This window comes from Klebsiella sp. SYXHC3, assembly GCF_057196925.1.
On the sequence record NZ_JBXUNG010000019.1, the window covers coordinates 1 to 12373 of the forward strand.

Consider the following 12373-nt stretch of genomic DNA (forward strand, 5'->3'; position numbering starts at 1 on the left):
GAAGAAGCCCGCAGCGATATTTTTGATTACATCGAAATGTTTTATAACAGTAAGCGTCGGCATGGTTCAAGCAATCAGATGTCACCGACAGAATATGAAAACCAGTATTATCAACGGCTCGGAAGTGTCTAGATTATCCGTGGCGATTCAATATTACGTTATCTTGAAGAGGCCCTTGCTGAAACTATTGGTTTGTTAAGAGCCAGAGGTATGAGTAGAGAGTACATCATTCAGGGATTTAAATTTCCGCTAGGTAATACTTATGAGATAACATTCTCTTTATTGAGGCATGAAGCTGCTGGCATGCTTTTAGGGCCAATCACGGTGGGAGGAATAATGTATAGTGTTTGGTACGGAGTTCAACGATGATTTCTCGCGAACAGGCTATTGCTATAGCTAAAGCCTATGCTGATACGAGTGGTCGCGGTTGGGATGAACATTATCATGAAGCCCAGCCGATGATGCTGGATGGCGAGCCGGTGTGGTGGGTGGCTACCACTGATTGCGAATATTCAACTGAGCAGCCATGGCTGATGGAACAACTTCCTAATCCTTCTCATTATTACATCAGTATGGTGAGTGCATGCTGTGTGGCCGTGGGATCAAGGGAGAACGATTATCAGCGGGTGGGCTAAAAGTAGTAACTGTCCCAGCCCTCATCTTCACTTAGTTACGATTCTTGCCAATCATCCAATAAACCTCGCGATCTACTTCTGCTTTCTCGTTAATAGTTTGCTTAGCCAAGATTCAACTAATCAACCCTACACCCCATATCCCCGATACAGCCAATATCCGCCAACCAGCACCACAACATTCAGCACGATGCTAATAATGAAATATGTTCTGAATGGCTGCTTCTGGGTTTTGTGGCGAAAACACTGCTGCCCGGCAATCGCGCCCGGCCATCCGCCAAGCAAGCCGAACGTCAGCAGGGTGGATTCCGGGATCCGGCTCCAGGCTTTACGGGCGGCTAATTTGTCGATGCCGTAGATAAGCCAGGTCAGCACGTTCGCCAGCAGGAACCACATGGCGATGGAATAGGGCAGCAACAGGCTGCCAACGGCGGCAAGGGCCAGCAGGAAGTAACAAAAATAACCGAGCTTCATACAATATCAACAGCGCTTAGCGGTGGCAGGGAGAGCAACTATACCTGGTTTGTTGGCTGGCGGTAAGACGCCGATTGTTAATCGCGACAGGTCGACAACTTTACCCCTCCGTTCCCTACCTGCAACCCATCTCCCGCGCCAGCGTCCCCGGCAGAGTCTTTAGCGATGTAGAAACAGAGGCCGGCAGTGCCGACCACAGCGTCAAATGCGGACTGGTGCGGCGCTCGATCTCCGCCACCGTCACCTGATGGTCGCAAAAATTAGCATCGCGCGGCGTCGCCTGGTCCAGCACAAATGCTGCGTACTGGCCGCTCTGCGGGCCGCTATCGAGGAAAATAATCTTCCAGTAGCCGCTGGGGATCTCCACGCCCGGCGCGGCGGGCAGGGTGGCGATATGCCGCTCGAACAGCGGCCCGGTAACCGCATAAACCGCCGTCACCTCCGGGCGCTCGGCCAACGCGCGCTCCGCGTCTTCCAGCCGCGCCCATGCCCCCTGATTCAGCGCCGCTTCCTGCGGAGTGATATTCGACAGATAGTTCAGCGCAGGCCAGTCCTCCGCGCCGCCGAGGCTCGCCAGCGGTGCCTGATGGCCGCGATCGACCGCCAGTAAGGTGTTGGCCCGGCGATAGTCGGCGGGCGCCAGGGTATCGGCAGCGGGTAAATCGGGGTCCTGCTTCCACACTCTCTCCCGGTTACTGGCCTCGCTGGCGCGGGTGATTTTATACGCTACCCAGTTGGCCAGCTTACGGCGGGGGTTATTGTTCAGCGTGTAGGCCGCGCGGAAAAGCGTCTGTTGGCTGCCGCCGGTTGGGCAGCCAACTTCGCAATTATCCACCTTTACTGTCGCGGCATGGCTGGGTGATATCGTGCTCAGGGTGGAAAGTAATAACAGCAAAAATAAACAGGGTGGAAAAGGATTCAGGTTCATCGATAGCGCTCATTGAATTAAGGCCCACCTTTTCTCCGCGTGATAAATACGCAATCAGGGTGAGCAGGAAAATCAATGAAGCTAAAGGGAATAACGTCGAGTGAAGGCCGATTGGCGCAGAGGATGAGATAATATGAGAACGGGTGAGGGTTAAATGAGGTAATTGCTTGTGGGGCTAATAATAAAAAAGCCCGCCGGTGAAATACCAACGGGCTTGTCTTTATTTATTCTCCGCGCTTGCCCCGATGCCGATACAGCCACATCAGCTTATATGCCGCCGGAATGATAAACAGCGACAACAGCGGCGCAGTGATCATCCCGCCAATCATCGGCGCGGCGATACGGCTCATCACTTCTGACCCGGCGCCGGTGCCCCATAAAATCGGCAGCAGGCCGGCGATAATCACCGCCACGGTCATCGCCTTTGGCCGCACGCGCAGTACCGCGCCCTGATACAGCGCCTCGTCGAGCTTATCGGCGCTGAAGGTTTGCGGGTTCTCCAGCGATGGCTCCGCCTCAATGGCGTGGCGCAGGTACATCAGCATCACCACGCCAAATTCTGCCGCCACCCCGGCGAGGGCGATAAAGCCGGTACCGGTGGCCACCGACAGATGGAACCCCATCCAGTAGAGGAACCAGATCCCGCCGACGAGGGCGAACGGCACGCTGGTGATAATCAGCAACGCCTCGCCGAAGCGGCGGAACGCCAGGTACAGCAGCACGAAGATAATCATTAGCGTCATCGGCACCATCAGCTTCAGCTTCTGATTGGCGCGCTCCAGCAGCTCAAACTGCCCGGAGTAGGAGACGCTGATGCCCGGCTTCAGCTTCACCTCTTTGCCGATGGCCTGCTGCAGATCGCGCACCACCGACACCATATCGCGGTCGCGAGCGTCGATGTAGATCCAACTGGTCGGGCGGGCGTTCTCGGTCTTCAGCATCGATGGCCCGGTAACGACTTTAACCTCGGCGACGTCGCCGAGCACGATCTGCTGCTTCAGCGGCGTGAGGATCGGCAACTGGCGGAGGATCTCCGGGCTGTCGCGATAGCTCTGCGGGTAGCGGATGTTGATCGGATATCGCTCGACGCCCTCTACCGTTTCGCCAACCATCGCGCCGCCGATGGCGGACGAGACGAACAACTGCACGTCGCCGTCGGTCATGCCGTAGCGGGCCGCCTTCTCACGCTGAATATCAATGTTGAGGTAGCGCCCGCCGACTAGCCGCTCGGCTAATGCTGACGTGACCCCCGGCACGGTGCGCGCCACCACTTCAATTTGTTCGGCGATGGCGTCGATATCGGCCAGGTTAGTGCCGGAAACTTTAATGCCGATCGGGCTCTTGATGCCGGTGGAGAGCATGTCGATGCGGTTGCGGATCGGCGGCACCCACAGGTTCGCCAGCCCCGGCAGACGCACAGTTTTATCCAGCTCCTCGACGATCTTCTCCATGGTCATCCCCGGTCGCCACTGATCCTGTGGCTTGAGCTGAATCGTGGTCTCTACCATCTCCAGCGGCGCCGAGTCGGTGGCGGTTTCGGCCTTGCCGGTTTTGCCGAACACCCGCGCCACTTCCGGCACCGTCATGATCAGCTTATCGGTTTTCTGCAGCATATCCGCCGCCTGCGCAGCGGAGATCCCCGGCAGCGTTGACGGCATATACAGCAAATCGCCTTCGTTAATCTGCGGCAGAAACTCGCCGCCGACCCGGTTAAGCGGCCAGATAACCGTCAGGATCGACAGGAGCGCGATCAGCAGGGTAGTCTTCGGCCAGTGCAGTACCTTCAGCAGCAGCGGGTGATAAATGCGGATCAAAAAGCGGTTCAGCGGATTGCTGTTCTCCGCCGGGATCTTGCCGCGGATCCAGAAGCCCATCAGGATCGGGATCACCACGATCGCCAGCAGCGCCGCCCCGGCCATCGACCAGGTTTTGGTGAAGGCCAGCGGGCCGAACAGTTTGCCCTCCTGGCCTTCGAGGGTGAAAATCGGGATAAACGACAGGGTAATGATCAGCAGGCTGATAAACAGCGCGGGGCCGACCTCCACCGACGCATCGGTAATGATTTTCCAGCGGATGTCGTTGCTTAGCTTCTCTCCCGGGTGCTGATGTTCCCACTCCTCCAGCCGCTTATGGGCGTTCTCTATCATCACGATGGCGGCATCGACCATCGCCCCTACCGCAATGGCGATCCCGCCCAGCGACATGATGTTGGCGTTGAGCCTCTGGAAATGCATCATGATAAAGGCGAAACACAGGCCGAGCGGCAGCGAAATAATCGCCACCAGTGCCGAGCGCACGTGCCACAGGAACAGGGCGCAGACCAGCGCGACGACGATAAACTCTTCCAGCAGCTTGTGGCTGAGGTTGTCGATGGCGCGGTCGATAAGCTGGCTGCGGTCGTAGGTGGTGACCACTTCAACCCCTTCCGGCAGGCTGCTTTGCAGCGACGCCAGCTTCTCTTTGACCGCCGAGATCACCTCGCGGGCGTTCTTGCCGGAGCGCAGGATCACCACGCCGCCGGCGACTTCGCCCTCGCCGTTAAGCTCGGCGATACCGCGGCGCATCTCCGGGCCAATCTGCACTCGCGCGACGTCGCCGAGATAGACCGGCACGCCGTTGTCACCGGTCTTCAGTACGATATTTTTGAAGTCGTCGAGCGTTTGCAAATAGCCGCTGGCGCGCACCATATATTCGGCTTCCGCCAGTTCGACGGAAGAGCCGCCCGCCTCCTGGTTAGAGGCGTCCAGCGCCGATTTCACCTCGCCGAGGCTGATGCCGTACTGGGTCAGCTTCATCGGGTCGACGACAATCTGATACTCCTTGACCACGCCGCCTACCGACGCCACTTCCGAGACGTTAGGAATGGTTTTTAGCTCATATTTTAAGAACCAGTCCTGCAACGAGCGCAGTTCGGCGAGGTCATGTTTGCCGCTACGGTCGACCAGCGCGTACTCGAAGACCCAGCCAACGCCGGTGGCGTCCGGACCCATTTCGGCGCTGACCCCTGCGGGCAGTTTGCCCTGCACCTGATTGAGATACTCCAGCACCCGCGAGCGCGCCCAGTAAGGATCGGTGCCGTCTTCAAATATTACATACACGTAGGAGGCGCCAAACTGCGAGAAACCGCGCACCGTTTTCGCGCCGGGGACTGACAGCATGGTGGTGGTCAGCGGCCAGGTGACCTGGTTTTCAACGATCTGCGGCGCCTGCCCCGGATAGCTGGTTTTGACGATTACCTGTACGTCGGAGAGGTCCGGCAGGGCGTCTACTGGGGTGTGGATGATGGTCCAGGTCCCCCAGATGCTGAGGAACAGCGCCGCCATCATCACCAGGAAACGGTTGGCCACCGAGCGGCGGATAATCCATTCAATCATTGTTCCGTTCCTCAGTGCGCGTGGGCGGCAGGAGCCGTGACATCAGGAGCCTGCGCGCGCATGCGCTCCAGCGCGCCGGAGATATTGGCTTCCGAGTCGATCAGGAACAGGCCGCTGGCGACGACTTTTTCGCCCTCCTGCAGACCGCTGCGAATGGCCGTAACGCCGGCGGATTCATGGAATACCTGTACGAGCTTCGGCACGAAGCGGCCCTCGTTATCCACGGTAATCACTCGCTGCTCGCTGCCGCTGTCGATCAACGCTTTTGATGGGATCAGCAACATTGGCGCGCTTTCGCTGGTCAGTTTCAGATAGGCGTTCATCCCCGGCTTCAGCGCTTCATCCGGGTTGTTGACCTGCAGGCGTAGCTGCAGCGTACGGGTGGCGCTATCGACGCTGGGGAGAATGGTCCATTTGTTGATACTGAAGGTTTTTCCCGGCCAGGCGGGAACCTGAATGGCGAACTGCGAGGCGTCTTTAATCAGCCAGGCGATGGATTCCGGTACCGCCACGCTGACCCACACCGGGTCCATGCCCTGAATTTTCGCCACCACATTATCTTTGGCGATATTCATTCCGGCGCGCAGATCGAAGGCGGTAATAACGCCATCGATCGGTGCTTTGAGAGTAAAGCGGGTCTGGATTTTACGCGTGGTTTTCAGGCGGCGGATATCGTCATCCGGCATTCCGGCAAGGCGCAGACGCTCAAGGATCCCCTCGACCTGCGTGGCGGTGCCCCCGGTCTCCTGCAACAACAGATATTCGCTCTGCGCTTCCACCCAGTCCGGGATGGTCAGCTCGAGCAACGGCGTGCCTTGCTTGACTTTGTCGCCGACGGTCAGCGGATAGACTTTATTAATAAAGCCCGCCGCCCGCGCCTGCATAATCACGTACTGGTACTCGTTATAGCTGATGTTGGCCGGGAATGTCTGGGCGTAGCGCAGCGGCCCGCGGGTGACCGCGGCGGTTTTTACGCCGAGGTTTTGGGTCTGCGTCGGGTCGATACGCACCCCTGGCGCACCGGCGACGGCACTCTCCTCATCAGCGTATTTCGGCACCAGGTCCATATCCATAAACGGCGATTTACCCGGTTTATCAAAGCGAGTATTCGGGTACATCGGGTCGTACCAGAACAGTACTTTACGCTGCTGCTCGGCTGCCGGAGCGCTATCCATTGTCGGCGTCAGTCGGGTATACAGCGCCGCGGTAAGCGCGCCGCCAATTACCATGCTGCCGAGGATCAGCGCCGTATTTTTCAGTGTCAGGGATGCCATGTGTCGTCCATTCAGTTATTGAGGGGGCCTACCGTCGCCGGGCCGTTATTGGGCGCGGATATCCTGTAACAGCGACAGATTGCCCTGCTGAACGAAGGTGAAGTCCACGCTGTCACCGTCCTTCACATTGTTGAGCTGCGTCTGCGGGGTGATGGTGAAGCGCATGGTCATCGGCGGCCAGTTCACCGCCGGGATGGCCTCGTGGGCGATAGTGATTTTTTTGCTATCCATATCAATGGCTTTAATGACGCCTTTACCAGTGATGCTTTGCGTCTGCGCGGCGGCGGGTTGTTCATGCATCGCCATGCCGGCGTGCGGTTCGGCAGCCTGGGCGGCGAACACCGCGCCAGAGAGCAGGGTGAACAGGGCGATTTTAGACAGTGAATTCATAATCAAAACTCCTCGGGTTATTCCATCCAGCCGCCGCCGAGAGCGGTGAACAGGGTGATTTCATTCGCCTGACGGGAATAGTTGAGTTCCAGCAGGGTTTGTCGGGTGGTGAAAATGTCGCGCTGGGCGCTCAGGACTTCGATGTAGCTGACCGCGCCGTGACGATAGAGCGCGGTGGCGCGCTGCAGGGTGATATTTAGTGAAGCGAGATAACGCTGCTGGGCGGCAGTCTGATCGGCCAGGCTCTGGCGCAGGGCCAGCGCGTCGGCCACCTCTTTAAAGGCGGACTGAATCTTTTGTTCATAGTTGACTACCTGCTGCTGCTGGCGGATCTCCGCCAGGTCAAGGTTGGCCTGATTGCGCCCGGCGTTGAAAATCGGCAGTTCAATTTTGGGGATGAAGGTCCACATCGCGCTGCCGGCGTTAAACAGGCTGGAGAGCTCGCTGCTGCTGCCAGAGAGCGAGCTGGTCAGGGTAATCGACGGGAAGAAGGCCGCCCGCGCGGCGCCGATATTGGCGTTGGCCGCCAGCAGGCTGTGTTCGGCCTCTAAAATATCCGGCCGCTGCAGCAGGATCTCTGAGGAGAGCGACGGCGGCAGGGTTACGCCTTTCAGGTCTACCGCGCTGCTGGCGTTATCGTCCGGCAGCCGTTGATAGCTGCCGAGCAGTAGCTGCAGGGCGTTATTGGCCTGCGCAAGTTGACCTTGCCGTTTGGCGATATCGGCGCGGGTGCTTTCGATCATCCCGCGCGCCTGTTCCAGCGCCAGCACGGTGGTGCTGCCGGTCAGCAGCTGCTTTTCAACGAAGGCGTAAGACTGCTGATAGTTCTGCAAGGTGTCGTTCGCCACCTGCAGCTGCGCCGCCGCCAGCCGCTGGTTGAAGTAGCTTTGTGAAACGTTAGCAATCAACAGGATATGCACCGTGCGCCGCGCCTCTTCGCTGGCGAAGAAGTTCTGTCGGTCGGCCTCGCTAAGGTTTTTCAACCGGCCAAAGAAGTCGAGGTCGTAGCTGAGATTCAAGCCGGCGGCATAATCGCTGCTGGTGGTGGTGTCGCCTTTGAGCTTGCCGCCATAGGTGGTGCTGCCGTCGCCGTTAAGCTGCGGGTAGCGGTCGGCGTCGGTCACCCGGTACTGGGCGCGGGCTTCCTGCACTTTCAGCGTCGCCATCCGTAGATCGCGGTTGTTGGTCAGCGCGGTGCTAATCAGGCTTTTCACCTGCGGGTCGACGAAAAAGGTGCGCCAACCGGTCTCCTGGTAGCCCGCCGTCGCGGTAACCAGTTTGTTCTGGCTGAGAGAGAACTGCTGCGGTACCGGCGCGGCGGGGCGCTGGTAGTCCGGAGCAAGTGACAAACAGCCGGTTAAGGCGAATATCACGCTGAGAGTAAGAAGCTTTATTGGGCGCATGGCGACAGACGGTTTTCGGCGATTTATCAATGGCGGATACTTTACGCAGCGGGCTCTGTTCAACGCGTGACAGGAAAATGACAAAGCTGTCATTTTCCTGATATTTCATTGCTATCCGGAGGGGCTCCTCTAAAATTGAATACCCGCACAGAGCGCGCGTGAAGGAGCCAACCGTGAAGATTTTGATTGTCGAAGATGAGAAGAAAACCGGGGAGTACCTGACCAAAGGGCTTACCGAAGCCGGATTCGTCGTCGACCTGGCCGACAACGGCCTTAACGGTTATCACCTGGCGATGACCAGCGACTACGATCTGCTGATCCTCGACATCATGCTGCCGGACGTCAACGGCTGGGATATCGTGCGCATGCTGCGCGCCGCCAATAAAGGGATGCCGATCCTGCTGCTCACCGCGCTTGGCACTATCGAGCATCGGGTGAAGGGGCTGGAGCTGGGCGCCGACGACTATCTGGTGAAGCCCTTTGCTTTTGCGGAACTGCTGGCGCGGGTGCGCACTCTGCTGCGTCGCGGGGCGGCGGTAATAGTAGAAAGCCAGTTTCAGGCGGCCGATCTCAGCGTTGATTTGGTGAGCCGTAAGGTGACGCGTGGCGCGACTCGTATCACCCTGACCAGCAAAGAGTTTACCCTGCTGGAATTCTTCTTGCGCCATCAGGGCGAGGTGCTACCCCGTTCGCTGATCGCGTCGCAGGTGTGGGATATGAATTTCGACAGCGACACTAACGCTATCGACGTGGCGGTGAAGCGGCTGCGCGCCAAAATCGATAACGACTTCGAGCCGAAGCTTATCCAGACCGTGCGCGGCGTCGGCTATATGCTTGAGGTGCCGGATGGCCGCTAAGCGCCCCTTTTCGTTGGCCACCCGGCTGACCTTCTTTATCAGCCTCGCCACCATCATTGCATTCTTTGCCTTCACCTGGATCATGATCCATTCGGTGAAGGCTCACTTTGAAGAGCGCGACGTTCACGACCTCAAGCAGCTCAGTACCACGCTTGAGACGGTGCTCAACCACGCCGACTATCCGCAGGAGCGGCGGCTGGAGATCTTAAAAAACGTGATTGGCGGCTACGCTAACGTCTTTATCTGTCTGGATGATGCCGAGGGCAATATTCTGTTTCAGTCGCCAGACGGCCCGGAACTCAGCCATATTATGAGCACGCCGGGGCTGGCGATGAAGTTGCGCGACGGTAATGTGATTTCATGGACCGACCCGCAGCCGCGGGAAATGGTTCATGATAATCATCAAATGGAGACCCGCTCCTGGCGGCTAATCATGTTGCCGCTGGGCAAGCAGGCAGATGGCAAACCGGCCTGGCATCTGCTGATGGCCTTATCGATCGACTTTCACCTGCACTATATTAATGAGCTCAAAGCAAAGCTGATTTCCGCGGCGTCGATAATCAGCCTGCTGATCATCGCCATCGTGCTGTTTGTGGTCTATCAGGGGCATAAGCCGATTCGCCAGATCAGCCGCCAGATCCAGAATATTACCTCCCGGGATCTCGATGTGCGCCTCGACCCGCAGGCGGTGCCCATCGAGCTGGAACGGCTGGCGCTGTCGTTTAACCATATGCTGGAGCGCATAGAGGATGTCTTTACCCGCCAGTCGAACTTTTCCGCCGATATCGCCCATGAAATCCGTACGCCGATTACCAACCTGGTCACGCAAACTGAAATCGCCTTAAGCCAGAGCCGCAGCCAGCAGGAGCTGGAAGAGGTGCTCTATTCCAATCTCGAAGAGTTCTCGCGCATGTCGCGGATGGTCAGCGATATGCTGTTCCTTGCCCAGGCGGATAATAACCAACTGATCCCCGAACAACGGGCGCTGGACCTGGCCGAGGAAGTGAATAAGGTGTTTGAGTTCTTTGAAGCGTGGGCGGAAGAAAAAGAGGTGGCGCTGCGTTTTGTCGGTAGCCATTGCCGGGTGATTGGCGACCCGCTGATGCTGCGGCGGGCAATCAGCAACCTGCTGTCGAACGCGATTCGCTATACGCCGGCCGGGCAGGCGGTGACCATTCAGTTGAGCGAAAGCGCCGAGAAGATTCGCCTGGTGGTGGAGAACCCCGGCGCACCGATTGCCGCCGCGCATCTGCCACGCCTGTTTGATCGTTTCTATCGCGTCGACCCCTCGCGCCAGCGCAAAGGCGAGGGCAGCGGCATCGGTCTGGCGATTGTAAAATCGATTGTCAGCGCTCACCACGGCAGCGTAGCGGTGCAGTCCGATCTGCGCTCCACTCGCTTTATTATCGTGTTGCCGAAATATGCGCAATAACGGCTGAAAGCAAGCGGGCAGCGCCAGGCGACTGCCCGCAGTATTGCCGTTCTCTTACTCTTCGAAATACCAGTAGCCCTGATTAATCAGCCGCGTCAGTTCGCTAACGAACGCCGGATTTTTCAGGCCGCTGCCGAGCTCTTCTTGACCTAACGAGGTATAGCGACACAGCGCATCGAGCGCGCTGGCATCGGTGGTGTCGAGTTGTTCGCTATGCACGAAGAAGCTGTCGCCGATATGCAGAACGCGCAGGCCGCTCAGGCGAGAAAGCTTTTCCCCGCCCAGCAGCGCATCGACCACTTCCTCTTCTTCATATGCCGGTTCCGCCGGAGCAATATCCAGTTCGTGACGCGGCGTGGTGACGAAACTGCCGAACCACTGCTTGAAGTCTTCGGGTTGGCGAATCATGTCGATCATCATGTTGCGCAGACGGTCGAGTTCATACTCTTCAACCCGGCCCGGATGGTCGCGGCAGGTGAGGTCCGGATCGCTGTAGTGTTCCCCGCCGAGGTCGTTTTCCAGCACATAGTCGGCGAAGCTGCTGATCAGGTCGCGGCCGTTTGGCCCACGGAAGCCGACGGAGTAGTTCAGTGCCGTTTCGTGGGTCACTCCGTCGTGTGGGAATCCAGGCGGAATATAGAGGATGTCGCCCGGCTCCAGATCTTCATCAATAATCGGCGGGAACGGATCAACGTGCAGCAGCGCCGGATGCGGACAGAACTGACGCATCGGCAGCTTGTCACCCACGCGCCAGCGGCGGCTCCCCATGCCCTGAATAATAAAGACGTCATACTGATCGATATGTGGGCCAACGCCGCCGCCAGTAACGGAGAAGGAGATCATCAGGTCGTCTAAACGCCAGTCCGGGAGTACGCGGAATGGGCGTACCAGTTCGGCGGCAGGCATATGCCAGTGGTTTACCGCCTGGGCCAGCAATGACCAGCCGCTTTCGCCCAGCCCATCAAAATGTTCAAAAGGACCGTTACTGGCCTGCCACTTACCGTTGACCAGGCTGACCAGCCGGCTATCGACTTCCGGTTCCATGGCTAACCCGGCCAGCTCGTCTGGCGTAATGGGGTCGATGAAGTTAGGGAACGCCTTCTTTAATACGACCGGCTGCTTTTGCCAGTACTTCTCTAAGAACTCGGGCCAGTTAATGTTGAGTTGATAAGCCATAGATTATTACCAGTAGGAAGAAACGGCTCTGATTATAGAAAGGAGGGAAAGCGTGGCGCTTTGTCATGGGTCAAGAGTGATGCTTAATTCACCATTAGCGTTGTGAGGGCGTCGGCAGAGCGAGAAAAATCACTTTTTCGCAAAAAACGATTTTGACTGTAACTACGCTACAAGCCGCATGAACACTGGGTTTTCGCATTTATATATCAAGAAGGATAAACGTGAAAAGTGTAATTAATGAGCGCTTGATAAGTTTTTTGTATTTTAAGGCTTGCTATATCTCAGCAGCTCCCTATAATGCGCACCCACTGACACGGCAGATGTGAATCACTTCACACAAACAGCCGGTTCGGTTAAAGAGAAAAATTCTGAAATTCAGGGTTGACTCTGAAAGAGGAAAGCGTAATATACGCCACCTCGCGACAGAGCGCTA

12 protein-coding genes are annotated in these 12373 nt (G+C 57.5%); 4 read left to right on the forward strand and 8 right to left on the reverse strand.

Translation table 11 applies throughout. From position 1 onward, the window contains the following. On the forward strand, positions 1–132 hold a 132-nt coding region (locus AC2CGP_RS24040), incomplete at its 5' end, for an IS3 family transposase (protein WP_484502462.1). Positions 133–365: 233 nt separating this feature from the next. Beyond that, positions 366–635: a hypothetical protein gene (locus AC2CGP_RS24045; RefSeq protein ID WP_042894158.1), complete on the forward strand. Its 270-nt coding sequence runs from the start codon at positions 366–368 to the stop codon at positions 633–635. 126 nt (positions 636–761) lie between these two features. Here the strand turns inward: AC2CGP_RS24045 and AC2CGP_RS24050 are convergent, their stop codons facing one another. The 7 genes from AC2CGP_RS24050 to AC2CGP_RS24080 all read right to left on the reverse strand — a co-directional run bounded on the left by AC2CGP_RS24050 (position 762) and on the right by AC2CGP_RS24080 (position 8475). Then, positions 762–1106 carry a DUF1294 domain-containing protein gene (locus AC2CGP_RS24050; protein ID WP_047053152.1) on the reverse strand — a complete coding sequence of 115 codons (345 nt, stop codon included), beginning with the start codon at positions 1104–1106 and terminating at the stop codon, positions 762–764. A 115-nt stretch (positions 1107–1221) separates the two neighbouring features. Beyond that, positions 1222–1941 (reverse strand): DNA/RNA non-specific endonuclease, encoded by a 720-nt coding sequence (locus AC2CGP_RS24055; protein ID WP_370612129.1) that lies wholly within the window; start codon positions 1939–1941, stop codon positions 1222–1224. Further along, entirely contained in the window at positions 1934–2062 is a 129-nt protein-coding gene (locus tag AC2CGP_RS24060) for a hypothetical protein (protein WP_264673803.1), read from the reverse strand. The genes AC2CGP_RS24055 and AC2CGP_RS24060 overlap by 8 nt, the downstream gene beginning before the upstream one ends. Positions 2063–2258: 196 nt before the next feature. After that, positions 2259–5408 (reverse strand): CusA/CzcA family heavy metal efflux RND transporter, encoded by a 3150-nt coding sequence (locus AC2CGP_RS24065; protein WP_370611323.1) that lies wholly within the window; start codon positions 5406–5408, stop codon positions 2259–2261. A gap of 11 nt (positions 5409–5419) precedes the next feature. Then, the gene (locus AC2CGP_RS24070; protein ID WP_370611321.1) at positions 5420–6682 is read right to left on the reverse strand and encodes an efflux RND transporter periplasmic adaptor subunit; all 1263 of its coding nucleotides are present in this window, start codon (positions 6680–6682) and stop codon (positions 5420–5422) included. Positions 6683–6727: 45 nt separating this feature from the next. Next, on the reverse strand, positions 6728–7072 hold the full coding sequence (cusF, locus tag AC2CGP_RS24075) for a cation efflux system protein CusF (protein WP_015368490.1): 345 nt from the start codon (positions 7070–7072) through the stop codon (positions 6728–6730). 17 nt (positions 7073–7089) lie between these two features. Beyond that, complete coding sequence (locus AC2CGP_RS24080) at positions 7090–8475, reverse strand: efflux transporter outer membrane subunit (RefSeq protein ID WP_411303288.1); 1386 nt, start codon at positions 8473–8475, stop codon at positions 7090–7092. Between the two features lie 173 nt (positions 8476–8648). Here AC2CGP_RS24080 and cusR point away from each other — a divergent pair, with 173 nt between their 5' ends. Next, positions 8649–9332: a copper response regulator transcription factor CusR gene (gene cusR, locus AC2CGP_RS24085; RefSeq protein WP_008807068.1), complete on the forward strand. Its 684-nt coding sequence runs from the start codon at positions 8649–8651 to the stop codon at positions 9330–9332. Next, positions 9322–10764: a Cu(+)/Ag(+) sensor histidine kinase gene (locus AC2CGP_RS24090; protein ID WP_045386894.1), complete on the forward strand. Its 1443-nt coding sequence runs from the start codon at positions 9322–9324 to the stop codon at positions 10762–10764. The genes cusR and AC2CGP_RS24090 overlap by 11 nt, the downstream gene beginning before the upstream one ends. A gap of 54 nt (positions 10765–10818) precedes the next feature. Here the strand turns inward: AC2CGP_RS24090 and AC2CGP_RS24095 are convergent, their stop codons facing one another. Beyond that, entirely contained in the window at positions 10819–11940 is a 1122-nt protein-coding gene (locus tag AC2CGP_RS24095; RefSeq protein ID WP_370611316.1) for a ribosomal protein uL16 3-hydroxylase, read from the reverse strand. Positions 11941–12373: the final 433 nt, after the last annotated feature.